Annotated in this window: 24 protein-coding genes, 1 tRNA gene and 1 pseudogene; all 26 read left to right on the forward strand. The window is 40.8% G+C overall.

Features of this window, described 5'->3' with window-relative positions:
* Positions 1-25: 25 nt before the first annotated feature.
* The 26 genes and pseudogenes from WDA22_03790 (at position 26) to WDA22_03915 (ending at position 26,228) form a co-directional block, all read left to right on the forward strand.
* Positions 26-589, forward strand: coding sequence for an LPP20 family lipoprotein (locus WDA22_03790; protein MFA5832582.1), 564 nt, complete (start codon positions 26-28; stop codon positions 587-589).
* Between the two features lie 23 nt (positions 590-612).
* Positions 613-1,332 carry an LPP20 family lipoprotein gene (locus WDA22_03795; GenBank protein ID MFA5832583.1) on the forward strand — a complete coding sequence of 240 codons (720 nt, stop codon included), beginning with the start codon at positions 613-615 and terminating at the stop codon, positions 1,330-1,332.
* A 493-nt stretch (positions 1,333-1,825) separates the two neighbouring features.
* Complete coding sequence (locus WDA22_03800; protein ID MFA5832584.1) at positions 1,826-2,704, forward strand: alpha/beta hydrolase; 879 nt, start codon at positions 1,826-1,828, stop codon at positions 2,702-2,704.
* A gap of 380 nt (positions 2,705-3,084) precedes the next feature.
* A complete protein-coding gene (locus WDA22_03805; protein MFA5832585.1) occupies positions 3,085-3,468 on the forward strand; it encodes a hypothetical protein in 384 nt (127 codons plus the stop codon).
* 394 nt (positions 3,469-3,862) lie between these two features.
* Positions 3,863-5,215, forward strand: a complete 1,353-nt coding sequence (locus WDA22_03810; protein MFA5832586.1) for a glycoside hydrolase family 47 protein — start codon at positions 3,863-3,865, stop codon at positions 5,213-5,215.
* Between the two features lie 234 nt (positions 5,216-5,449).
* Positions 5,450-5,749 carry a hypothetical protein gene (locus tag WDA22_03815; GenBank protein MFA5832587.1) on the forward strand — a complete coding sequence of 100 codons (300 nt, stop codon included), beginning with the start codon at positions 5,450-5,452 and terminating at the stop codon, positions 5,747-5,749.
* 144 nt (positions 5,750-5,893) lie between these two features.
* Positions 5,894-6,583 carry a M50 family metallopeptidase gene (locus WDA22_03820; GenBank protein ID MFA5832588.1) on the forward strand — a complete coding sequence of 230 codons (690 nt, stop codon included), beginning with the start codon at positions 5,894-5,896 and terminating at the stop codon, positions 6,581-6,583.
* 780 nt (positions 6,584-7,363) lie between these two features.
* Positions 7,364-7,657, forward strand: coding sequence for a hypothetical protein (locus WDA22_03825; GenBank protein ID MFA5832589.1), 294 nt, complete (start codon positions 7,364-7,366; stop codon positions 7,655-7,657).
* Positions 7,658-7,894: 237 nt separating this feature from the next.
* Entirely contained in the window at positions 7,895-8,566 is a 672-nt protein-coding gene (locus WDA22_03830) for an isoprenylcysteine carboxylmethyltransferase family protein (GenBank protein MFA5832590.1), read from the forward strand.
* A gap of 254 nt (positions 8,567-8,820) precedes the next feature.
* A complete protein-coding gene (locus tag WDA22_03835) occupies positions 8,821-9,276 on the forward strand; it encodes a CZB domain-containing protein (GenBank protein MFA5832591.1) in 456 nt (151 codons plus the stop codon).
* A gap of 315 nt (positions 9,277-9,591) precedes the next feature.
* Complete coding sequence (locus WDA22_03840) at positions 9,592-10,185, forward strand: hypothetical protein (GenBank protein MFA5832592.1); 594 nt, start codon at positions 9,592-9,594, stop codon at positions 10,183-10,185.
* Between the two features lie 85 nt (positions 10,186-10,270).
* Positions 10,271-10,402: pseudogene (locus WDA22_03845) on the forward strand (NAD(P)-dependent oxidoreductase).
* A gap of 33 nt (positions 10,403-10,435) precedes the next feature.
* The gene (locus tag WDA22_03850; GenBank protein MFA5832593.1) at positions 10,436-10,861 is read left to right on the forward strand and encodes a hypothetical protein; all 426 of its coding nucleotides are present in this window, start codon (positions 10,436-10,438) and stop codon (positions 10,859-10,861) included.
* 63 nt (positions 10,862-10,924) lie between these two features.
* Positions 10,925-13,081 (forward strand): T9SS type A sorting domain-containing protein, encoded by a 2,157-nt coding sequence (locus WDA22_03855; protein ID MFA5832594.1) that lies wholly within the window; start codon positions 10,925-10,927, stop codon positions 13,079-13,081.
* Between the two features lie 132 nt (positions 13,082-13,213).
* Positions 13,214-13,711: a zinc-ribbon domain-containing protein gene (locus tag WDA22_03860; protein ID MFA5832595.1), complete on the forward strand. Its 498-nt coding sequence runs from the start codon at positions 13,214-13,216 to the stop codon at positions 13,709-13,711.
* A gap of 508 nt (positions 13,712-14,219) precedes the next feature.
* Positions 14,220-14,294 (forward strand) — tRNA-Asp (locus WDA22_03865).
* Positions 14,295-14,560: 266 nt separating this feature from the next.
* Positions 14,561-15,130, forward strand: a complete 570-nt coding sequence (locus tag WDA22_03870) for a cytochrome c3 family protein (GenBank protein ID MFA5832596.1) — start codon at positions 14,561-14,563, stop codon at positions 15,128-15,130.
* 5 nt (positions 15,131-15,135) lie between these two features.
* Positions 15,136-15,327, forward strand: a complete 192-nt coding sequence (locus WDA22_03875) for a hypothetical protein (GenBank protein MFA5832597.1) — start codon at positions 15,136-15,138, stop codon at positions 15,325-15,327.
* Between the two features lie 2 nt (positions 15,328-15,329).
* Entirely contained in the window at positions 15,330-18,395 is a 3,066-nt protein-coding gene (locus WDA22_03880) for a TAT-variant-translocated molybdopterin oxidoreductase (GenBank protein MFA5832598.1), read from the forward strand.
* The gene (gene nrfD, locus WDA22_03885) at positions 18,395-19,792 is read left to right on the forward strand and encodes an NrfD/PsrC family molybdoenzyme membrane anchor subunit (protein ID MFA5832599.1); all 1,398 of its coding nucleotides are present in this window, start codon (positions 18,395-18,397) and stop codon (positions 19,790-19,792) included. The genes WDA22_03880 and nrfD overlap by 1 nt, the downstream gene beginning before the upstream one ends.
* A gap of 1 nt (position 19,793) precedes the next feature.
* Positions 19,794-20,933, forward strand: coding sequence for a quinol:electron acceptor oxidoreductase subunit ActD (locus WDA22_03890; protein MFA5832600.1), 1,140 nt, complete (start codon positions 19,794-19,796; stop codon positions 20,931-20,933).
* Positions 20,930-22,114, forward strand: a complete 1,185-nt coding sequence (locus tag WDA22_03895; protein MFA5832601.1) for a quinol:cytochrome C oxidoreductase — start codon at positions 20,930-20,932, stop codon at positions 22,112-22,114. Before WDA22_03890 ends, WDA22_03895 begins: the two co-directional genes overlap by 4 nt.
* 27 nt (positions 22,115-22,141) lie before the next feature.
* Complete coding sequence (locus tag WDA22_03900; protein MFA5832602.1) at positions 22,142-23,101, forward strand: cytochrome c; 960 nt, start codon at positions 22,142-22,144, stop codon at positions 23,099-23,101.
* A 48-nt stretch (positions 23,102-23,149) separates the two neighbouring features.
* Positions 23,150-23,941 carry an SCO family protein gene (locus tag WDA22_03905; protein MFA5832603.1) on the forward strand — a complete coding sequence of 264 codons (792 nt, stop codon included), beginning with the start codon at positions 23,150-23,152 and terminating at the stop codon, positions 23,939-23,941.
* Positions 23,942-23,955: 14 nt separating this feature from the next.
* Positions 23,956-25,608: a cbb3-type cytochrome c oxidase subunit I gene (locus tag WDA22_03910; protein ID MFA5832604.1), complete on the forward strand. Its 1,653-nt coding sequence runs from the start codon at positions 23,956-23,958 to the stop codon at positions 25,606-25,608.
* A complete protein-coding gene (locus WDA22_03915) occupies positions 25,605-26,228 on the forward strand; it encodes a cytochrome c oxidase subunit 3 family protein (GenBank protein MFA5832605.1) in 624 nt (207 codons plus the stop codon). The genes WDA22_03910 and WDA22_03915 overlap by 4 nt, the downstream gene beginning before the upstream one ends.
* Positions 26,229-26,237 lie beyond the last annotated feature (9 nt).

Here is a 26,237-nt window from a genome sequence, read left to right on the forward strand (position 1 = left end):
TTTACAATCACTCATAGGAGGTAATATGCAGGTTCTTAAATCTATTGTTGCAGCACTATTTGTTGCAATACTTCTCGTTGGATGCGGAGGCAGTCAGCCGGAAGTGAAACCAACAGTGGTTGGCGATGTTCCGGAATGGTGGGAAAATGAATTACCGTCAGATCCGAACACACTGTTTGCACGAGCAACTGCAGAATCACAATCGCAGCAATTTGCCATCAACAAAGCAAAACAAGATTGCATGTTGGATTTGAGTCAGCAAATGGAATCCAATCTCAGCGGATTGACCAAAAAGTTTGCCCAAGAAGTCGGCACAGGCGGCGACACACAATTGCTGGAAGAAGCAACACAAGTTTCTAAATCCGTCACGAAGCAAACACTCGTCGGCGCAAAAGAAAAATATCGCAAAGCTTCCAAAGACGGCAACAAATGGGTAGCCTATGTGTTAGTGGAGTTACCGCTCGGAGCAGCAAAAGAAGCCCTTGCAAAACAGATCCAGGAAAACAAAAATCTTTATACGCGTTTCCAAGCTTCACAATCGTTTAAAGAACTAGAACAAGAAATGAATAAGATGGAAGAGAAGAAGTAATTTTTTTATAGCGGAAAGTCTGAATGAAGGTTTTAGTTTTTCTTTGTATCGTCATCAGCAATGGATATTCGCAGGTGTATCCTGTGTGGTTCCTTAACCCTAAAGAGTCCAACTGTTCTTCCTACGGAGTTGGGTATTGCCGGTCGTCGATTATGAAAGATTCATCATTCGTTCAGGCTTTCCGTTATGGTTGCGAGCTGATGGCGCGAAATCAGTTTGTGACCGTTCAGGGAGGCGAAGCAACATGGGATACGCCTCATGGATCGAAAGATATGGGAAACAATTTTGAAATGGTGTATGATGTGACCGCTTCGGATCGCATCATTGGCAGCCACAAAATTGTACAATCATATTATACCAAGTCCATGACATTTGTTTTCTTTGCTGATTCCAATTGCACGACATTTAACCTCTCCGATTCCGTGGTAAACGTCTCCAAGTTAAAAGCTCCGGAGTGGACTTCTAAAATTCCGCAAGACGCTCAATATTTCTATGCATTAGGACAATCACGCCAATATTTTTATGAATTCAGTTCATGGAAAGAGGCCGAAGAAAACGCAGTCATGTCCCTAGCAAAAATGCAGAATGTCCTCGCACAAGCGCTCGTCAAAAAGAACGATGAAACATATTCCGCCATTCAAGATTCTAAAGTAGACGCTTCATTGCACAATATCACCATTGTGGGCAGATGGCGGGACATACCGGGTGAAAATTTTTATGTTCTTGCACGGATTAAAAAGTAACCTATCCGATTTAACACCTCAATAATTCTAAATTCCTTCATGTTGTTACAGCTGTCCAATATAAATGGTAAGTGAATGCAAAATAGGCCGGCGCGTCTCAAATTGGGCAAATATATTTTGATAACAAGTAGTAAGTCCTCTTTTTTATTTTGTAGAGATTGTAACTAAGTGCGTTGGTGCGAAATTTAGGAGGATTGAGCGAATGGGAAAGCGATGAATGACGGGACTTTTGATGGCGCGAGTCGCGCCATCAACGGGCAAGAGCGAACGGTCGACGACTCGACTCGTCGAGGATTCATCGCGCGCGTTAAATTTCGCAAGGAGTTCTTTTGCTTCTTTTCTTGCTCCGTCAAGAAAAGAAGAGAGTGAAGAATCTTGTTGTTTTTATCAATGTATTTTGGACAAGTCTGTCATGTTATTACAATTGTAGCAGAATATTTTCACTACAATCGTAATGCAACACCCCCGCATTGAATTCGTAACTGTTTCTTATATGAAACAGCGAAGCTCGACAATTACTTTCATTCTTTTCTTCATCATTTTCACCAATCGCAGTGTTACGTTTCCCGAACTGACCGCAACACCGTACGGACTCATTGAAACAGACATTTCTTATTCTGTATCGCAAAAAAATTCGTTGGATTTATATATTCCTCAGCAACAGAAATTTCCGGTGATTCTGTTTATACACGGCGGAAGTTTTGTTGCCGGTGACCGAAAAGATTTTCCCTATGCACAGATAGGAGAGGCATTCCAAAAATCGGGAATTGGTTGTGCCGTTATGAGTTATCGTCTTCTGCAAGATTCCGTCTGGCCAGCACAACCTCGCGATGCAGCAAAAGCCATTCGATGGCTCAAAGATCACATAGCTGATTATGGGGGAGATTCTGATAAGATTTATATTGTGGGACACAGTGCCGGAGGACAACTTGCCGCTCTCATCTGTTCTGATTCCATGTATGTTGCAGAATTCGGTTTATCATTATCAGATATTCAAGGTTGTGTATCACTTGGAGCTATGATGAGCGATGCCGGAAGTCTGCAATCCCTGACAGCCGATGAAGAACAACGACTGTTTCGAAATGATTGGTTCTTTAAGATCTTCGGTTCAAAACAAAACTTTGTGAACAGTCTTCCTATCCGTCATGTGAATGCATCAATGCCGAAAATGCTGTTAATCCTTGCTGATGCGGAGTTGTATGATCCTCCAAAACAACAGTCCCTTCTGGAGTTTATGGCGGAAGCAAAAAAACTCTATGCGTCAGTAGAATATGAGATCTTGCCAAACCGGACTCACATGGGAACAGTGGAACAGATGGTCAATATTTCAGATCCTGCTATTCAAAAGATCGTCTCTTTTATTTCAAAATAACTCTCGCGAGAAAAATCCCCTTAAAATCCAGTTGGACCCTATTGGAGTCGGACAATTATGTATATTGGTAAAAACACCTTGAATCTCCAGGTATATTTTTGCGTTGGCATTAGAGGCATAAATTACTCAAATGTCTATGATTTTATTATTTTGTAACTGCTCAGCAGAATTACATAAAAATTCAAAAACATGCCACCGAAACACGAAAACACGAAAGTACACAAAAAGAATTTGAACCATTACCAAAAAAAATGGATGGTGAAATTTTGTGTTTTTGTGTTTTAGTGGCAAAAAATCATAAACGCTGAATAGTTACATTATTTTTAAAATAACGTATTTACGTGATTGCGAAAAATGTAGTAAAGTGTTATATAGAAGGTATGCCACGCCGAGTTTACAATATTACTACCTTTTTCGGGGATCTTAAGGAATACTGGGGAACGATTAATTTCCCCGCCTTTGATCTTTCATCCAGAAGAGAAGTAGAATTAAAAATACTGCTCCCTCTTATGGAAGATATTCTCGCCCATGCAGATGATCCGACAATTCCCATCGACACATATATCAGAACGTATTGGCGAAATAAAGACCACAAATATGCAAAGCAGGATGATATTTGGGTTGACATACTTCATTATACCAATGAGTTAGAAAATTACGATCCGGATCCGGAGATTCGTCAATATGGTTTTTCGGATGCAAAACGTGCAGTAATGCTTACAAAGAAAATGGTAATAATGATTAAATCCTATTTACAGGTCTAACAGAAAACTTGAAGCCACTTAAGAATAAAAATATAGTCATTGCGAGTTCGGACGACGAGTCGAGTCTTCGACCAGAGGCGGAAAAAACAACCTAAAAACTAAGAAGAGAATGTGCCTCAGTGAGGCATTCCGTACTGCGGGACTTTATCATGCCTAAAAGGACTCCTCACAACGGTCATTCACTTTTAAGGCAGCATCTAAATACAATACACAACAAAAACACAAAACCTTCCACACCGTTTTTCCTCAGCATCATCCCATACCATCGTGCAATAACAATTTCCTTGTAAAAAGTTCCGATATTTATTTTTCACGACTTCTTTGTACTCAATTCCTATTGCATTTGCCCCCTCATCAAACTATCTTCGATGCAGACAATTGAAAGTTCTTGCGCATGAAAAAGTATCGATTCATCACTCTTTTTGTTCTCGTTTCCTTCCAAAGTGTGCTGGGACAAACAGATCGAATTACAGATGCCGATGAGTTAGCAAACGATGTGAAGAAAGAATTTCTTCATTCATGGAATGCATACAAAAAATATGCGTGGGGAAGCGATGGTGTGCAGCCCCTGTCAAAAACGCCATATAACTGGCATCAGTCAACATTATTGCTCACTCCAGTCGATGCTTTTAGCACAATGCTTGTGATGGGATTGGACAAAGAAGCAAAAGAGACACAGAATCTGATTCTTTCTACGCTTTCGTTTGATAAAGATATTTCAGTCAAGAATTTTGAAATTACCATCCGAGTTCTCGGAGGGCTGCTCTCCGCTTATCAAACGACGGGCGATAAAAAATTTCTCACTCTTGCAGATGATCTTGGCAAAAAACTTCTTCCCGTATTCAATTCTCCCACGGGACTTCCTCACGTATTTATCAATTTGAAAACAGGAGCGGTGAGCGGTGATACAACAAATCCTGCAGAAGCAGGAACGTTATTGATTGAATTTGGAACACTGGCTAAACTTACCGGCAAACCTATCTATTACGAGAAAGCAAAAAAAGCGTTGGTTGCCCTTTACCAACGTCGTTCATCCATCGGTTTGGTTGGACAAAGTATTAATGTCAACACCGGTGAATGGACAAGTCCTCGCAGTCATTTAGGAGGATTGATCGATTCGTATTATGAGTATTTGTATAAGTGCTGGAAGTTGTTCGGTGATGAAGAATGCCGCACAATGTGGTTGGAGAGTATTTCGGTATTGAACAAACATCTTCCGGATACGGTGAATGGAAAATTATGGTATGCACGCGTGGATATGAATACCGGAAAAAAATATCTGCAGCGGTGGGGAGGATTGGAAGCATTCTTTCCCGGTTTGTTGGCATATACAGGAGATGTAGAGCGGGCCAAACAATTACAGGAATCGAATTATTATATGTGGACTCATTTTGGCATTGAACCTGAGGCATTTAATTATTCCAACGATACGATCATTTATAATGGATACCCGCTTCGCCCGGAAATTATGGAGTCGGCATATTATTTGTATAAAATCACCGGTGATACATTGTATCAACAAATGGGGAAAACTTTCTTTGAATCGCTGAAACGATATTGCCGGACGGAACATGGTTATGCTGAACTGGACGACGTTGTCACAAAAAAACAACGGGACATGATGGAGAGTTTTTATTTAGCGGAGACTCTTAAATATTTGTATCTCTTGTTTGCTCCTCCGGAAACGATTGATCTGAATGTCACTATCTTTAATACTGAAGCACATCCATTACGGAGAATATGGTAGCAGTTGAACAATCACAAAAACGAATAAGGAGCGAGAGATTAAAAAATACCATTAGACTGTCTCATTCTGAGTCCCGATATCATTTTCGGAACGAACCTGCTTGCCGCGCTGAAGGTATCCTTTGGACAAGCCGGGAATCTGAGCGTAAGAATTAACAAAATGCTGATAGAGAATTTCTGAAACAATATTTAAATATTTTAGGATGACATATCTTTTTTTGAAAGGAAAAACAGAATGACACAATTGTTCGATCAAATTCTCTCCAATCCACTCTATACCATAATTGCGATTGCAATTGTTGTAGCGCTGGTCTTTGCAATTATAAAAAAAGTGATCAAGTTGATCATCTTTGTTATTGTAGTCCTAATAGCATATTTGGCGTTTGTTCATTATACGGGAGGGGATATTCAAGAGGCGATAGATGATACGATTCAAACCGGAACAGAGACGGCAAAAGAAGCGAAGAAATCTGTCGAAGAGAATAAAGATATTCAAGAGGCGAAAAAGAAAATCGAAAAGGAGATTAAAAAATAAGGCGTAATCACAGAGGAACAAAGAAATTTAAAAAAATGAAGACATCTCAAATAGATAAAAGTTTCATCGCAAGGAGTCTCAAAATTTGTTTCTTTTAAATTCTCTGTGGCTCCGTGTCTCTGTGGTGAATTCTCATAAGATGTTATGCTCAACAAAATCATTACCACCCTCAAATGGCCCATCGCATTGCTGATGGCTTGGTCTTTTCCTGCATCACTCATGCTCTTTTGGAAATTCATCTCTTCGCAACAATATTCCATCTATAACATTCCGCCGATCTTGATTGGATTATTCAGTTATTTAGTATTATGGTTTTTTATTTTCAAACGACAGGAGCTCGGCTCCTATTTATCGACACTTGAGCACGAATGCACACATGCACTTTTTGCCCTCCTCACCGGATATTCAGTAAAAGGGATGCATATAACTGCGCACGATGGAGGGCATGTAGTGTACAATGGTGGATCGGGCAATTGGCTCATTACTATTGCCCCGTACTTTTTCCCAACCATTACGGCCGTCCTGTTGGTCATTCGTCTTTTTATTGAACAGAATTATTGGCTGGAGATCGGCATTGGCGTTTCGATCGGATTTCATCTCGGTTCTACCTATTTTGAAACACACGGTGCGCAAACCGATCTTCAAAAAGCGGGAAAATTCTTCTCCTTCTGTTTTTTACCAACAGCAAATATCTTAACCTATACATTTATCGGAATGTATCTTCAATCCGGCTGGCGCGGAATAATCTCCGGATTTGTTTTTCTATATTATTCCGGCATATCATACAGTCTGCTGGCGTATCAATTTTTCCATACCCTCTTAAACGCGTCATGAAAATATCCCCCATTGGATTAGAATATTCTAATCGATTGAATATAGCGCGTGATGAGATAATTCAGTACCTATATACAAATATTTGTCGCTGGTAATGGAATTTTTCAGGGGAAGAATCCATTATGGCAAAATAGAATAATGACTATTCAACTAAGCAACATCAATTGCTGGGAGTTTACGAAATGCGGGCGTGAACCCGGAGGGGAGAATAGTGAACAGTTGGGAGTTTGTCCGGCCACAGTTGAGGATAAATTTAACGGTATTAATAACGGAAGAAACGGCGGTCGTTTCTGTTGGTTCGTTGAGGAGACTAATTGCTCAAGAATATCCAACGAAGCGTTTATTGATAGGTTTGAGCTTTGCCAGAAATGCGCTTTCTTTTTGTTGGTCCAGAAACAAGAGACCAGACACATGGTCGTCGTACGAAACGATTTATAAACATTATAACACTGTTATTCTTTCTCCAATTTTTTTTACAGGATGAAGAATCCGAACAAATATTATTTTATTGATCAGAGTTGTTTTTAAGAACTCTCAATCAATCGATTTATCCCAACAAAGTCACACATCTTTCCAACATCAAGAATCTCTACTCTTCATTTTCAATTGTGAAACAAGTGTAAATTTTAATCTTCCATTTTGTCCGAATTTGGAAGATTTCAAAATGGTATAATAATTGTAATGTTTTATTCCATCAATGATTCAAGAAGAGTCTTCAAAGGGGATTGTAAGACACTTCCAAGAAACCGAATGTCACTTGATCACAAAGCGAGATAGTTTATGGGGAAAAAACATATCAACTGCTGGGAATATAAAAAATGCGGACGTGAAATTGGAGGGAAGTATGTCGATGCGCTTGGAGTTTGTCCTGCTGCTTCTGAGGAAAAATATCATGAGATCAATAATGGCATTAATGGGGGACGATTCTGTTGGCTGGTGGAGGATACACTTTGTAACGGAGAAGTGCAGAGTGCCTTTTTGGATAAATTTGAAGAATGTCTAAAGTGTAAATTTTATTTGCTCATTAAAAATCAAGAGCATAAGATTTTAGAAGTGGTAAAAACCGCAACGTGATAACGATACATCGTGACAAATACCAAAAATTCATTTCGTAAATCATCCTTCCTAAATCAGACATAATCGTATCATTTCTGCTAAAAATACCTTCATCTTGGTATTGATTCAAGAAAACGGATACTCTACATTACTCGCAAAATTTATTTTTATTCTTATACAGTCTAATTGTTAGTTAGGCAACGGGAACAAAAATTGTTGAATGAATTTAATTGAGTAATTCAGGAGGAAATAACCTTGAAGACTAAATTTGTGCTCAATGCTTTTATCTCATCATTTTTATTTTCAATAGTTTTGTTCATTTCTGCCGGCAGAATCAATTATTTCGAAGGTTGGATATATTTATTAACTAGTTTCACGGCCACATTAATGAATGTTCTGGCAATTCGAACCGACGACGAATTAATGAGAGAGCGGACAAAACCCGGAGAAGGGACGAAGTCTTGGGATAAATTACTATTAGGGTTTTCTTTTCTCATCTTTATTTCTACTGTTGTCATTGCAGGATTAGACACTGGTCGCTATCAATGGTCGCCACATTTTTCTTTGAGGATTAATGCAGTAGGTGTATTCCTGATGATTGCAGGTCAAATTGTCTTCCTTGTTGCAAGAAGCGAAAATAAATTTTTTTCGACGGTTGTGAGAATTCAGAAAGACCGTGGGCATACAGTTTGTCAATCGGGTGTCTATAAAGTAGTTCGGCATCCAGGATACATTGGTATAATAATTTCAACAATTGGAATCCCATTTGTTTTGGGCTCATTGTGGAGTGTAATCCCATCATTCTTTTCTATTGCTCTTTTGTGTGTTCGCACATCTTTAGAAGACAAGACATTGAAGGAAGAATTAGAAGGATACATAGAATACTCAAAAAAAACTCCCTACAAATTGATTCCGTGGGTATGGTAACGTTGTTTTCAAAATTTCCGTTGCCTAACCAATCACTCAAGGCTGACGTTGTGACCGGGTCCGCGATTTTTGTATTCAAAGTTGAAATATCTAAAAACAACATACGATTCAAACAGTTATCGACAAATTAATCGGGCTCGCGTCCGCGACACAACGTCACAACGCAGCTTAGCTCCCGTCCGTTAGGCGGTTTTTTAATTCACAAAGAAAATAATTCACGTGTTAAGTATAATCAAAATATAAGAGGTAGATAAATGAGTGTTTTAAGTTGGTTAAAAGATACATTAGCAGGAAAAGATGCAGGAGAATTAAAATTTGACAGCCATGAAGAATCGTTTGAAGGACTGAACATGAAGGAAGTAATAATAGCACACTTAGCGTGGAAAGACCGATTAGATCGATTAATCAATGGAGTAAGTACAGAAGCATTAGATGCCGAAGTAATACAAAAAGATAATCAATGTGCTTTGGGGAAATGGATATATCAGTCGGAAGACAAATTCAGAAAAGAGAAGGAATTTATTGAATTGGTAGAAACACATAAAGAATTTCATAAATATGCAGCCAAAGTAGTGTCAAAATATCATGAAGGCGATTTTAAAGAGGCGCGAAATATATTGGAGAGTGATGTAAATATATTTTCAAACAGAGTACAATTAAAAATAATATCAATGTACAGAATAATTATGACGAAAAAAGGTTTTCTCTAACTTTTTTAACAACAAAGGAAACCACCTAATCAGGCGCTCCAATCTGATGCTTTACTTTTCTCAGAACTGGCTGATAATTGCGATGTACTCTAAGTTTAGATAACAAAAAAAAGAAATATTTATCAACCACATCGGCCAAAAATGACTGGATGCAAAAATGGCACGGGAACGCCCTCCTGACTAACGTCACTCAGGCAGGTTAACACACAGCGTGCTTGTCCACCTTATTTTTGGCGGAGATTTATTCTGTTATGGCTCAGAGTGTTACAGTATTACGAAAGGAAACCCGTACGCCAATCATAGAAAGGAAATACAATGAAAAAGTTTGCAAATGCATTTCTATTTTGTTTTGTAGTATTCGTTCTCCCTTCATGTGAAAAAGACAATCCCGTTGATACCTCGCCGAGTGTTAAGCAAATCTGGCCACTTAAACCGGGTAACACATGGGCTTTCAGTACTGTTGAATATGATACAACAGGAACAGTGATCAAGTCGGGGTTCGGGTCATTTGTCGTTACAACGGACACTATTGTTTCTGGCGAAACATGGTATCACATCACCGGCACTGGATCGGGTGGGACGATGTTCTATACAAACAGATCGGAAGGCCTTTGGGTAATGTCGAATAGTACTTCTGGATTATTCCAGGGACTATTTTTCAAATACCCTGTTAATGCCGGAGACAATTGGAGTTTAGGTGGAGACCCGATGTTTCTTCAATCAGCGGATACTGTAATAACAGTCCCAGCGGGTACCTTTCATTGTTATGAGTATCGATTATCTATGATCGATTATTATTATTTTTGCCCAGGGGTTGGGATTATATCAGAGGATTCCTATTCAAGCACAAACTCAGGCAGGCGATACTTAAAAGAGCGTCTGAGCATTACCTCATTCACTCTTAAATAGAAGATGTCTGCTTTGTTGTGTGTTGCATCAGCTGATAGATAGATAAAAGAAAATAATATTTCATAATACGCTGCGCTCTAAACAGTCGCTCACGCGCCTTATAAACTTTGCACTCTTTATGGTTACTTCCCTTGAGGATGATGAACTCATCCACGAGGTTCCGGCGATCGTCGGTTGTCAAACACCTTCTGCGCTTGCAATTAAAACGGAGAGCTAGAATTGTAACTGTTTCTCAATATGGAGAATATCAATGTCGGAAATTGAATTACATAAAAGCCCCTTCCATTGGAAGTGGGTCGGCATTACTCTGTTGCTGTATATTTTATTGTATTATCTTCCTCTTTCTCTTGTGCCCGGAGGATTTTTCACTCATACAATTGTGACGACTACTTCAATAAAGATTATTGGTGCTTGGTCGTTTGCCGGAATATTTATTATTGCCGGCATTTCTGCGTTTCTGGCGAAAGTGAACATCATTATAGAAACGATCATTGCCTGTGTTTGTCTTGGTATACTTTTTCTTGTGTCAAATCAGATCAAATTCCAAGCAACACTTGAATACAATTTTACTGTTTTGAGAGAATTATTAACCGGGGCTATTTTAGTATTAAGTATAGCAAGTATCGGCTCTTGGTTTGGCAGACAAATCCAAAAGTCTAGAAGAGAAAACTTATAACCCGTTTCAATTAGTCGGCACTCAAAAGCACATTGGGATTAGTTCAAGTTCCCAGGAGATTTTATGAAGCTCAAAATAATTATTGGATTTATCTGTCTCAATTCTTTTCTGTTGCTAGGGCAAGTGCCGAATGAAATCCAGCGATATCGAGCAGATGAGAAAGGAGATATCTCAAACCGAAAAAAATCCATTTTTGACGGGAATTTAGTTCGTACAATTTTCTTCAATGATGGTGAAGTCTCCGATTGGTTCTCTGGTGCTGTCAGTGGACCCCATTTTGAGTGGCCCAAAGGATCAGGTCACAGACACTTAGACGGGCTTACGTTTATGGTCGGTGCGAAAATACAGATCAAGAACATGTTGGGGCAAAATGTTACCATCAGTTCCATTGAAACAAATTATCGTGAAGAAATGGATTATGATCCTGTCACGAGAACGATATGGGGCATGGAACCAATTCCTGGATATTTTAATTCAAACCAAACATCTATTGCAAAAAGTAACGATCCAAATTCCTGGCCTGCTTCGTGGCCTGCGGCGCTTGGATTAAGTTCTGATTGGAATGGAAAATGGTATGGTTATTTTGGACAAAGTGTTTCGGAAAAAATTTATGAGACGTTTTATGTGATGGATGATTCCAAAGACAAGGAATATACAAATCCACCGTGGGGTTTTTATCCGATTCCGTCAGATTCAATCCGTGGAGGTTTGGGGCTGAGAATAGAAGTACGAGGATTTCAGTTCACACATAAAGCACTAGAAGATGTTGTGTTATGGATGTACGATGTGATCAATATTTCTGATCAGACGTATGATTCTGCTGCGTTTGGAGTATTTACTGATCCCGGAATAGGTTCAGTAAATAATAGTGCTCGGTTTGATCGTTCGCTCGACTTAACCTATGCGTGGGCACCATCCGGAAAAGGGTGGGACGGTACATACAAAACCGGATATTATGGACATGCACTTCTGGAAACTCCAGGAAATTCAACAAACGGGATTGATGATGACGGTGATGGTATTGTTGATGAACGGCAGGATGATGGCATTGATAATGATCATGATTGGAGTGCGGCAACGGATGATGTTGGAGCTGATGGAATTCCAGGAACTTCAGATCTTGGTGAAGGGGATGGCCTTCCGACGGCGGGTGAACCGGATTTTGATCGGACGGATAACGATGAAAAAGATCAGATAGGTCTTCAATCAGCATACATAAACATGCTTGGTGATAAAGGTCCAACAAGTGTTTGGCCCAAAAATGATTCGGTAATGTGGTCAGTAATGACACGTGGATTTAAAGATACTTCAATAGTCAACTCCAATATTAGTATCGTAAGTGGTTCCGGTCCATTCCCGCTAAAAAAATACGGACGAGAAAAATTTATCATAGCAATGATGTGCGGTGAAGATCTTAATGACTTAATTTTAAATAAGAACAATACAAAATTAGTGTATGACAATAATTTTAATTTGGAAATCCTTATATCGTCACCTGCAGGGGAATGGAATTTTTTATCAGATAGCAAAAGATGGAATCTGGCGAACAATCTCAAAGATACAATGCAAAATGGGATCTATACGCTGATGATAAAAGGAATTGACCCCTATCTTATTTCGCCTGATAGCTTGTCCTTAAATGCGGGTGTATTTAAGCATGTCAGCGTTACGATGAAAAATAACACTAGTGACAATCTGGCTGGATTCTTTTGGACAACGAATGTCAATACTGAATTTACGCAAAATATGAGTTTACCTGGAATTCCAATTAAAGCTAATGATACAGGATTTACGACATATGTTGTTGATCTGTCAAAGAATTCTCAATGGATAGGAACGATCAAGCAGATTCGATTAGATCCTGTCCAGATTGTTTCGTCCGGTACGGTGGATCTCAAGCAAATAAAATTATTAACAGATGTGACTTCTATTGAGAATGTAACCTCTGTTTTCCCACTTGAGTTTAGTTTGTCGCAGAACTATCCCAATCCATTTAACCCGCATACGATTATTCGATACTATTTACCAAAAGAATCGCATGTGAATATTGCTCTATATGATATGTTGGGACGACAAGTTAAAACCCTGGTGCACGATCTCAAATCTTCGGGAGAACATAAAATTGATGTTTATGCATCAGGCTTATCAAGCGGGATATATTACTACACGCTAACCACAAAAGAATTTACACAAACAAAGAAATTGATTTTGCTAAGATGAAAATATTCGGGAAGACATTTTCAGTCTAATTCCTTAAAAAGAACTATTGGAGAACCAAAAACAGATAGGGTATATCATGATAGTTGAACAAAACGTGGTGTAAAACGATAAAATATTTCAATCGGAGGTAAAATGAAAAATATTGAAGAAGAAATCCTCTCTTGTGCTCATTGCAACAATGATGTAAAGAATGATGATGAATTTTGTCCTCATTGCGGCACTATTTTAGTTGATAATGTTCAATGTCATCAACATCCCAAAGTGAATGCAGAAGGTGTTTGTATTATTTGTTCGCTTCCATATTGTAAAAAATGTGGCGCATTTTCCAATGAGCGATTTCTTTGTGACAAACATGCTGAGTATGAAATCTATGAAGGGATGGTTCGTATTTACGGTTCTCTTAATGATACGCCTGCACAGCATGCTAAAACGTGTCTTGAGCAGGATGGCTTTCATCCAATTCTTTTCTGTCGTACACAGCCCCAAGGCGGTCCTCGATTTGTGTATACACTCTTCAGATCTGCTGGTGACAGCGGCGGGCATATTGTAAACGAAATAAAAGTTATGGTGCCGTGTCAGGAAGTTGAAAAGGCAGAAAAATTGTTGCGAAAATTAAAAATATTGGTATGACATCACGCAAATGGATGAGTAGGCATTGATCAAAATTAATCTCTCTTCTTGTTCTGTTTTAGATAAAAAGTAATCTGGTACCGTTTCTAATTCATTTCCGAGCATGATGGTCATCGAAATCATCATCGGCGTAACTATAATAACTCCATTGAGTCTTTTCTGGTGACATCTAAAAAAATTCTCTGTGTCCTCTCTGGTGAGATCTCCATATAATTAAATCGGACTTTTACAGTCCATAAAGACAAAATTTTCCGCAAATTATTCTTGCAAAACCGTCCCTTTTTTTTGTATATTTGTATCGTTCTAAAAGAAACGATGAATAATTGGCAATGAAATTTAGGCAATTGTTCTTTTTTTGGAATTTGGTCTTTGATATTTGGATTTTTTTTGGAATCGAAGCTCAGTCCGCCAAAAAAGACGGCGGATTTCGTGCCGTAAGAAACACGGCACTCAATTTGGTTTTTGTTTTTTGAAATTTGTTCATTGATAATTGTTAATTGTATTCTTTGGGGTCGTAGCTCAGTTTGGTTAGAGCGCTTGCCTGTCACGCAAGAAGTCGAGGGTTCGAGTCCCTTCGGCCCCGCTTCGAAAAAATACAGAGTTAGTGTTGTTTGCTAACTCTGATATTTTTTCAGAATCCCGCCGCCCTTAGGCGGGAAACGAACCAGAAACAGAAATGTACCACCTCTTGCGGTTCGAAATTAGTTTGCTCAATTCCTAAAACAACGTTTCCTTTTACACTCAATAGACTGATTTATTGATGAAGATTGTTACCGCTTCCCCAATATACTTTTCTTACTATTGCTCAACGTTGTTTATCCCACTCTTATCCGATTGTAGGTCCGTACAATGAACAAGTCCTATCTTGATTATTTTCTCAAGATTCGCCTGCCGATAGTTATTTTCGTGGCGCTTGCTTCGCTCACGTTCACATACTATGTTTCACGTGCAGAGCGCGACGGTGTTGGTTATGCTCCGGAACAGCCGATTCCGTATTCACACAAACTTCATGCTGGAACAATGGGCATGGACTGTCAGTATTGTCATACCGGCGCTTCAAAATCCCGCCATGCAATGATTCCTCCGTTGAATACCTGTATGAATTGCCACACGATAGCACGAAAGAACATGCCGAATATCATTCGATTGACTCAGTACTTTAATGAAGGGAAGTTGATGCCGTGGAAACGAATTCATAAACTTCCGGATTATGCGTACTTCAATCACAGTGTTCATGTCAACAAAAACATCCCGTGCCAGCAATGTCATGGAAATATTCAGGAACTGGATGTGGTGAAACAGGCAAGTTCGTGGACAATGAACAATTGTATTTCGTGCCATCGCAATGCGCCGGTTATTCTTGCAAATATTCCCGGGATCAAAAAAGGTCCTGAAAACTGTTTTGCTTGTCATCGATAATTATTATGAAAACCAATACCGAACGTAGAAAATTTTTTAAGAAAGCAGGGATCAGCGCAGTTGGCGCAGGACTTCTCAGTGCGTTACCGTTCAAACTGTTTTCGCAATCCAACAACGAAGTGAAGAATCCTGAACAGCAAGGTTCAATCTCCATCAACATTAATCCGATGGCAGTTAAACGGGAGAAAAGAAAGTAAGCATGGGAACTTCGAGGAAAAATAACGAATCTCAGCCAAAGGCTGATCAGCCTATGGGTGATAAGTACTGGAGAAGTCTCCGAGCATACCACAACGATCCTTCCACGGAAGATGCGAAAGCACGTGAATTTGCAAAGGAAGTGACAGGAGATTTTGATGTTGATGCGATGTCTCCAATCAGCCGGAAACAATTTTTGGCTTTGGTCTCTGCATCCGCTGCTTTTGCTGCCGCCGGCTGCACAAATTATCGGGATAAAGGGGAGATCGTTCCCTATACAAAAAAACCGGAAGAGATTACGTTAGGTCAGGCAAATTTTTACGCTTCAACATTTGTTGAGTATGGACAGGAATACGGAATTTTAATTAAGACCCGCGAAGGTCGTCCGATTAAAGTTGATGGCAATCCCGATCATCCTATCAATAAAGGAAAAATTTCCGCGCGTGGTCAGGCAAGCATTCTTAACCTGTACGATCCGGAACGATTGAAAGATCCGATGTTTGTTGATTCCGGAATCCTTTCGAAAAGTAAATGGAAAGAAGTTGATGGACGAATTGGTGTCTCTTTGACCTCAGCTGCAAAAGAGGGAAAAGAGATTGCTATCATCACTCATACAATCACTTCTCCTACTGCAAAAAAAGTGTTGAATGATTTTACGGCCAAATATTCAACCGCAAAAATTTATTCTTATGAATTATTCAACGATCTGAACCGCAAATCTGCTTGGACGAAATCCACCGGCGGATCAATATTTCCATTGATTAAATGGAATGAAGCGAAGGTCATTCTTGCATTGGAATCGGATTTCCTCGGTTATGAAGGAAATATTGCCGAACAGACAAGAATGTATGTTGAGAATAAGAATGTCGACAAGGCAAAGAACATCAGCAGATTATATTCGGCTGACGGAACCATGAGTTCTACCGGAATGAATGCCGATTACCGCCTGCGTGTTCGACCGGATCAACAGTTAGAATTTGTTCTTGCATTGATCAACGAATTTAAACCAAACGGAAAGACTTCGCTTAAAGACTTTGCAGCGAAAAACGGTCTTTCGGCGACTGATGTAAAACAACTTGTCAAAGATCTAAGCGAGAATAAAGGAAAGTCGATTGTTCATGCAGGAAACGGATTACCGGAATCAGTTCACATTGCTGTAAACGTTTTGAATGAAATTCTTGGAAACTCTGCACTCTATAACAGAGAACAATCGCTCGTAGAACATGTTGCTTTGACAAACAAAGCAGAGTGGGAAGCATTGATTGCCAAGATGAACAACGGCAGCGTTGGTGTTGTTCTCCATTTTGACTCGAACCCCGTATATCATCTTGCATCCGATTTTGGTTATGCGGAAGCTTTGAAAAAAGTGGGTGCGGTCGTTACTTTCGCAGAACAGCAGAACGAATCATCTGCGCTGAGCAATTACGTTCTTCCGATAAACCATGATTTTGAATCGTGGGGCGATCACAAAACACGCACAGGCATTGTTAGTTTGCAGCAACCGGTCATTTCACCCCTCTATAATAGCAGGCAAAAAGAGGCGATCTTGCTCGCATGGATTTCTGGACCGTATGCTGAAAATAGTTATCACGAATATCTGATGAATCGTTGGGAAAAGGAACTGTTCCCAGCGATGAAATCCAGCGTAGACTTCAAGACATTCTGGTATTCAGCACTTCATGATGGTGTCGTAACTTACACCGAAGTCGCTCAAACAATTCCAATTGTAAAATCCGATGCACTAAATTCTATCGCAACGGTTGCTTCAACAAATGATTTTGTTCTATTCCTTCACGACAATTATTTTGTCGGCGATGGACGATATGCAAATAACGGATGGTTGCAGGAAATGCCGCATCCCGCATCGAAAATTGCGTGGGATAATTATGCTGCTCTTGGCGTAGCAACTTCCCGTGAAATGGGAATTGAAGAAGGCGCAATAATTGAAGTTGCTGTTGATGGACGCACATTAACATTACCTGTGCACGTTCAACCAGGCCTAGCCGACAAATTTGTTGCGGTGATGCTTGGTTATGGCCGCACCGTTGCGGGAACAATCGGAACAGGTGTTGGCTTTAACGCAAATCTGTTCATGTCCAAATCGGCTTCGTTATCTCCCTGGTTATATACCGGAGTAAAGGTAACGAAGACGAGTGATACATATCTTCTCGCATCCACACAAGAACACCATCAGTTAGATGATACCTTTCTGAAAGATCTTCATAAAAAGCGAGAGATCATTCAAGAAGGAACGGTCGTTCAATATTTGGAAGATCCGAAATTCCTCGAACGTGAACATCATGCTACGACCATCGTCCCGAAAGTGAAATACGACGGCGTGAAGTGGGCAATGGCGATTGATTTGAATAAATGTACAGGATGCGGAGTTTGCACTCTTTCCTGTAACGTAGAAAATAATATTCCGGTTGTCGGCAAAGAGCAGCTGCATAAAGGGCGTGAGATGGCTTGGATTCGTATCGACCGATATTTTTCCGGAACATCCGAAGCGCCGAGTGTCAGCAATCAGCCGATGTTGTGCCAACATTGCGACAACGCACCATGCGAAAACGTCTGCCCGGTTATTGCTACTACACACAGTCCGGATGGATTGAACCAAATGGCCTATAATCGCTGCGTTGGAACGAAGTACTGCTCCAACAACTGTCCGTATAAAGTCCGACGATTTAACTTCTATGATTTCCGAAATGAGTTCAACGATGGATACCAGTATCAACAGCCGTTGAATATGATGCACAATCCGGAAGTGACAGTTCGATCGCGCGGCGTGATGGAAAAATGTACATTCTGCGTTCAGCGCATTATGGAAAGCCGTCAGCATGCGATTGAAGAGGGAAAAGTATTTGATGGAAACGGTGTCACCGTTGCTTGTCAGGATGCTTGTCCTGCAGAAGCGATTATTTTTGGAAACATGAACGATAAGAGTTCCGATATCTATAAATATCGTCATCACGAAATTGGGTACCATGTGCTTGAAGAGATCAACGTTGCACCGAACGTAACCTATGTTGCAAAACTTCGAAATGTAGAATCTCAAACGGAGAACGTATAGTGTCATCGACAGTATTAGATTATTCGAAAGAAATTCCGGTCATTGAGGGATTGCCCAGTGCTTCCACTCTTGACGAAGCGATCGTAAAACCGATCAATGATTTTCCGCAGCGGACGTGGTTCATTGGTCTTGCCATCACCGGTTCAATGCTGGGAATCGGCGGGATCAGTATGGCGTGGCTGTTATGGAAAGGGGTCGGCATCTGGGGTATTAACCAGCCGGTTGCGTGGGGATTCGACGTTGTGAACTTTGTGTTCTGGGTCGGTATCGGTCACGCCGGCACATTGATCTCGGCAATTCTTTTTCTGCTCCGCCAAAAATGGCGTACAGGTATTGCACGTTTCGCTGAAGCGATGACGTTGTTTGCTGTTTTGTGTGCTGTGCAATTTGTATTGTTCCATACCGGACGTCCGTGGCTCGCTATGGCTTGGCTCTTCCCGTATCCCAATCAGCATGGCGTGTGGGTGAACTTCACTTCTCCTCTTGAGTGGGACGTGTTTGCCGTGAATACCTATTTAACCGTATCAGCAGTTTTTTGGTACATCGGACTTATTCCTGATTTTGCAACGCTACGGGACAGAGCTACGACAACAATTAAGAAAGTTATTTATTCAGTATTGAGTTTGGGTTGGAGATTCTCCAATCGTCATTGGCAGCATTACGAACGTGCATATTTGATCATGGCAGGATTTGCAACGCCGCTTGTTCTCTCTGTGCACACTATCGTTAGTTTCGACTTTGCCGTTTCTGTTATTCCTGGTTGGCACACTACAATTTTCCCACCGTACTTCGTTGCCGGCGCTATTTTTTCCGGATTTGCCATGGTGCAGAATGTGTTGATCATTACTCGAAAAGCATTCAAATTCGAATATCTGATTACGATCGACACCATCGAAAAAATGAACAAGATTATTCTTGTCACCGGAACAATGGTCGGTTATGCATACATCATGGAATTTTTTATTGCTTGGTATAGCGGCAACGCAACGGAATTGTTCGTGTTTGTTAACCGTGCGTTCGGTCCGTACTGGTGGGCATATTGGACAATGATGACCTGCAACTTGTTCACACCGCAATTGTTCTGGTCGAAAAAGATTCGTACGTCACTTCTGGCATCATTCATTCTTGCGATCTTCGTAAATATCGGCATGTGGTTTGAACGTTTTGTTATTATCGTTACATCGCTGCATAGAGATTTTCTCCCGTCAAGTTGGGGAATGTTTGTGCCGACTATGTGGGATTTTGGTCTGTTGATCGGAAGTTTCGGTCTATTCTTTACACTCGTATTGTTGTTCGTGAAATTCCTGCCGGCTATTTCCATGGCAGAAATTAAAGCGGTCGTTCCGGGCGCACAGCCCTCACATCCATCGCATAATGGAAACGGAGCGTCGCACTGATATGGAAAAGAAATTATATTCAATCAACGCAATTTATCATACTCCTAACGACATTGTGCGAGCAGCAGCTGCAGTTCGCGATACAGGATATAAAAAGTTCGACGTTCATACTCCGTATCCGATTCACGGATTAGACGGAGCTATGGGATTGAAAGAGACGAAACTTGGATTCGTCACTCTTGCAGCCGGAATTCTTGGTGCAGCGGGAATGATCTCGTTTGCATCGTGGGTCGCCGTTGTTGATTATCCGCAGGTGATTGGCGGAAAACCGTATTGGTCATGGCCAGCATTTGTTCCCGTTACGTACGAAATCGCAGTTCTGCTGGCGGTACTTTCCACTGTTGGTGCAATGATCGCATTCTTTTTCAAATTTCCGAACAACAGTCATCCATTGCACGATACACCATACATGAAAAAAGTCTCTTCCGATAAGTTTGGTGTGACGATTCAAGCAAATGATGAGAAGTTCGACGAAAAGAAAGTGCGCGATCTGTTAAAATCGACAGGCGGAGAAGTGGAAGCTGTCTATTACACTGAAGAATTTTTGAATTTCAAACCGAACACGTTCGATCCCAAATTTATTTTGCTGCTAGTTGGTATCTCTCTGGCGACATCTGCAGGTGGCTATTTGTATTGGAATAAAGTTCTTTATCTACCGCCGTTCGATTGGATGATGGAACAGCCGAGATTCGATGTGCAGTCGGCAACAGATTATTTTGAGGACGGCCATTCGATGAGAGTACCGGTGATCGGAACAATTGCTCGTGGATTTATTCCGTATCCATATGCATTAGGAGTGAAAGCAGATTCTGTCGGAAAATTTTTAATGAATCCTTTGTTGTCGACGAAAGCAACATTGGATCTCGGAAAAAGAAAATACCTGACATTCTGCAGTCCATGCCACGGTAATTTCGGCAATGGCGACAGTCGTATGAACGGACAATTCCCCAATCCTCCCACGCTGCACTCGGATAAAGTTCGTACCTGGCCCGATGGAGCAATTTTCCATACAATGACTGTCGGACAAAATGTAATGCCGGCGTATCAATATCAGATCTCCCGGGAAGAGCGTTGGGCAATTGTGAATTATATTAGAACTTTACAGCGCGCATATAATGCGAAGGAGTCAGACTTACAATGAGCGCTCACGAATCAGTCATTATTCCTAAAAAAGAACTCCCAGCCAATGTTGTTAAACTCGGCTGGGGACTGACGATTGTCGGTCTTGCATTAGTGGTGTTGTCATATCTTACGGATTCACATCGCGCGGCCTTCAACAACGTTGTTGGATTTACATTCCTTGCCAGTGTTGCTGTCGGTGCAGTATTTTTTATCGCGTTGGAATATATCGCCGGTGCAATTTGGACTACACCATTCCGCCGCGTGTTGGAATTTTTAGGGATGTTATTAATCCCGGTTGCACTGTTGGCCATTCCGCTCTTCATGAATCTGCATGATATTTTCCATTGGACGCATGCAGATGTGGTAGCGAAAGATACCGTGCTGCAAAGCAAAGCACCATATTTGAACGAACAATTCTTCACCATTCGATTTGGCATTTTCATTGGTATATGGGGATTGTTCTATTTTATTTTCAGACATAACTCGTTAAAACAGGATCTTGATAACGACCAAAAACGGACAAAGAAAAATATCGCGTTGGCAGCGGCATTCATTCCGCTTCTCGCCATTTCTATCTCGCTCTTTTCAATCGACTGGCTGATGAGTTTGGAGCCACATTGGTTTTCCACAATGTTCGGCGTCTATTATTTTACCGGAACAATCCTAACAGCATTAGCGGTTACAACATATTTTGTGGTGATGCTCAGTCAAAAAGGATTTTTCTTCAAAGGCGTTGATGAGAATCATTATTATAGCTTCGGCGCATTAATGTTCGGTTTGCTTTCGTTCTGGGCATACATCGCATTCAGTCAGTTCATGCTTATCTGGTACGCAAACCTTCCGGAAGAAAATTTCTGGTACATTGCACGCTGGCAGAATGGCTGGGAATATGTCTCCATTGCAATCGTCCTGTTTCATTTTTGGATTCCATATTTTATGTTGGTCTCGCGTCCTTCTAAAATGAGGCCGTCTACATTGAAACAATCGGCAGCAATGTTGGTCTTTGCTCATTTTCTTGACCTTTACTGGCTTGTGATGCCGACATTTAGTCCTTCACCGGTGTTCAGTTATTATGAACTTGCGTTTCCGATTTTATCAATCGGTTTGATCATTGTAGTGTTCGCGCTTCAGGCGAAAAAATATAATATTGTTCCCGTTGGCGATCCAAAATTGCAGCGCGGTATTGATTTCCATCTTTAATTGTTGCCTCGTTCAATCCGGACGAGGATGAACAACGAACAAATAAAAATTATGCGCATTAAAGACGAAATAGATTTCAAAGAATTGTTACAAAATCCAGTCAGGTTATTCGGGTTGACGTACATTTATTTTCTGGTTGTTGCCGGATTTATCGGCACATATTATATCTGGAATATGAATGATGTTTCCAAGAACGGCATTGCTCCGGTGATCTTGAGAGATTCATCCCAATTCGTTCAAGATATTCCGATGCAGCGCGGTGCGTTGATCGCCCCGGTAAATGTTACAGAAGTCGGTCGTTCATCGAAAGCATTGATCGATAAAGGGGCGAATCTGTTTAAAGCAAATTGCTCGTCCTGTCACGGAGCCAATGGAATGGGGGATGGATTAAGTGCTGCTGCCATGACGGTGAAACCGAGAAATTTTCATTCTGCAGAAGGATGGAAGAACGGCCGCAAAGTTTCGAATATGTATAAGACACTGCAGGAAGGGATTGTGATTAACGGAATGCAGGCATTCAATTATCTTCCGGCAGAAGATCGTTTTGCGATCATTCATTTTGTCAGAACATTTGCCAATGATTTTCCGATCGACAGTCTTTCAGAATTACAAGATCTTGAAAAAGTGTATAGCCTTTCGAAAGGAACACAGTTACCGCCCCAAATTCCCGTTAAGCTGGCAATGCAGCGATTGCAATTAGAAGCTGATAGCGATTCGAAATATGTAGAAAATGTTTGTGCTTCGATCGCTACTAAAAAACAGGAAGAACAAGGCGCAGTATTAACAAAACGTTTAAGTGCAAATAGCAATAAAGTTATTACTGCTACACTGTTTGCGAAAAATGTAAACTTGGATGAATTTATCAGAACAGTATCTGTTGATCCTGTAACGATTGGTTTCAAATCGGCTGTTGTTCGATTGAGCAGGGAAGAGTGGAGTGCACTCTATTCGTATCTCTCTAAGATCAGCAGAGAGAAGAAAAGTTAATATTTTGGCAGGCCGACATTAATACCGACCTACCGTAGAGGTTTCTATATGAAAAAAATTGTGCTGTTGCTAGTATCGTTTGTTTGCGTTGCAAGTGCAATCGATACAACAAAAAAAATTGAGATTGGCATTGAAGAAAAAATCGGGAACACCATTCCGTTGAACACGGAATTCTTTGATGAGAAGGGGAATCTTGTTTCACTGAAGGATATCATTACCAAACCGACAATTTTCAATTTTGTGTATTATCGTTGTCCGGGAATTTGCAGTCCTATTTTAACTGAATTGACGTCGATTGTAAACTTTATCGATATGGAAATCGGCAAAGATTTTCAGATTGTCACGATCAGTTTTGACGAACGAGAAAAGTTTGAACTTGGTGCAGCAAAGAAAGACAGTTATTTCGGACTCTTGAAGAAACAGATTCCTCCGGAATCATGGAAGTTTTTAACTGGCGATAGTCTTGCAATCAGCGCAGTAACACAAGCGGCTGGTTTTAATTTTAAGCGTGAAGGAAATGATTTCATCCATGCCGGTGCATTGGTGGTTGTTTCTCCGGAAGGGAAGATTGCGCGATACTTGAACGGAATAAAGTATCTTCCGTTCGATGTAAAGATGGCACTGACGGAAGCCAGCACAGGAAAAACCGGTCCGACAATAGCAAAATTAGTAGCGTATTGTTACAGTTACAATCCCGAAGGGCGGACATATGTTTTTAATGTTACCCGCGTTACCGGAGGAGTGATTTTATTATTTGCAGCGGTGTTTGTAGTGTATTTAACAGTAAAACCTCGGCCAAAGGCTGATTCGCCTACGGCGCAGAAAAAAGTTCAATTGTAAAAGAGAGTTAAATTATGGCTAAAGCGGCAGTGCCGGTAGAGAAATTAGAACCAAGTTATTTAGACGTTTCAACGAACAAGTACAAGACGGGAATTCTCTCCTGGATCTTGAGCGTTGACCACAAACGGATCGGCCTCCTATATTTCTTCTCGATGATGACATTCTTCATCGTTGCCGTGACATTTGGATTCTTGATCCGTCTAGAATTGCTAACTCCGGGAAAAACAATTGTTGATGCGCAGACCTATAATCAATTGTTCACGCTGCACGGCATCATCATGATTTTCTTGTTCATCATTCCAGGACTGCCGGCGGTTTTCGGCAACTTTTTTATGCCGATTATGATCGGTGCAAAAGATGTTATTTTCCCACGAATAAATTTGATGTCTTGGTATATGTTTGTGATCGGCGGATTGTTTGCCGTTCTTTCAATGTTGCTTCCCGGCGGCTCTGCTGATACCGGTTGGATGTTTTATGTTCCGTATTCAGTCCGGACAAATACCAATGTTTTACCCGCATTAATTGCCGCATTCATTCTTGGATTCTCATCGATATTGACAGGATTGAATTTTATCACCACCATTCATCGGATGCGGCATCCGGATATGTCGTGGTTTAAAATGCCGTTGTTCGTTTGGTCGTTATATGCAACAGCATGGATTCAGGTTTTAGCAACACCCATTATCGGTATCACATTAGCGCTGGTTGGTATTGAACGCTTGCTTGGTGTCGGTATCTTCGATCCTGCTCTGGGAGGAGATCCTGTACTTTATCAGCATCTCTTCTGGATCTATTCTCATCCGGCTGTATATATCATGATCCTGCCGGCGATGGGTTTGGTTTCGGAAATTATTCCTGTCTTCTCGCGTCGCGCTATCTTTGGATATAAGTATATTGCATTTTCGAGTCTTGCCATTGCATTCTTCGGATCGCTTGTGTGGGCGCATCATATGTTTACGGCAGGCATGAGCGATACGGCACAATTTGTATTTTCGTTTATCACGTTTGTTCTTTCTATTCCAAGTGCGATTAAAGTATTCAATTGGGTTTCAACAATGTATAAAGGATCGATTAAGGCGGATCCTCCATTCCTGTATGTGATGTCGTTTATCGTTCAATTTTCCATTGGTGGTTTCACGGGATTGATGCTTGGCGCATTGTCTGTGAATATTCATTTGCAGGATACATCGTTCGTTGTAGCTCATTTCCATTATGTGATGTTTGGCGGAACGGGATTTGGAATTTTTGCTGCAATGCATTATTGGCTGCCAAAGATGTTCGGCAGGATGTACAATCTTAAAGTGGCTACTTGGGCTTGGGCTATTGTGACAATTGGTTACAATGCATTGTATATGCCGATGTTCATTATGGGATATCTTGGAATGCCGCGCCGGTATTATGATTACCTGCCTGAATTTCAGCCGTATCACGTGGCATCAACAATCGGTTCATGGATTCTGATTATCGGTCTCATTATCATGTTCACAAATCTATGGGTTGGTATGCGCAGGGGAGCAAAAGCGCCGATGAATCCTTGGGGTGGAGAAACATTGGAATGGAAAGTCCAGACGCCGCCCATTCTGGAAAATTTCCACGACGTTCCGGACGTTTACGCCGGACCGTACGATTATTCAAAGTATGAGGCAAAAAAGGAGGCAACGAAGTGAGTTCTACAGATCACGCTGCCGTTCATCACGTGCATAGAGACGATTACGGATCACGAATGGGAATGTGGCTTTTCCTGTTTACAGAATTGATCCTGTTCGGTGGTCTCTTTATTATCTATGCCGTTTATCGGTTTATGCATCAGCAGGAATTCCATATTGCTGCGCAAGAATTAAACACAACAATCGGTTTGATTAACACCATTGCATTATTGACCAGCAGTATGACAGCCGCAATGTCCATCACGGCGATTCAAAAAGGAAATATCCGTTTTTCGAAATCGTTGATCTGGGTGACAATCGGTTTTGCCTTTGTCTTTATGGTGAACAAATATTTCGAATGGGGAGCAAAGATCCATCATGGAATTTATCCCGGTTCAAAAGATCTTCTGAGTAAACCGGATGGCGAAATTCTCTATTTCGGTCTGTATTACGTGATGACAGGATTGCATACATTCCACGTTATTGTCGGAGTGATTTTCTTCCTATTCATTCTGCGGCAGATTGGTCAGCAAAAAATTACACCGACAAAGTATGTGCGATTAGAAAACTCCGCATTGTACTGGCACTTGGTTGATCTGATTTGGATCTTCCTTTTCCCATTATTCTATTTGATACACTAAAGGCTGAGC

The sequence above is a fragment of the Bacteroidota bacterium genome (assembly GCA_041658205.1).
Lineage (GTDB): Bacteria > Bacteroidota > Ignavibacteria > UBA10030 > UBA8401 > UBA8401.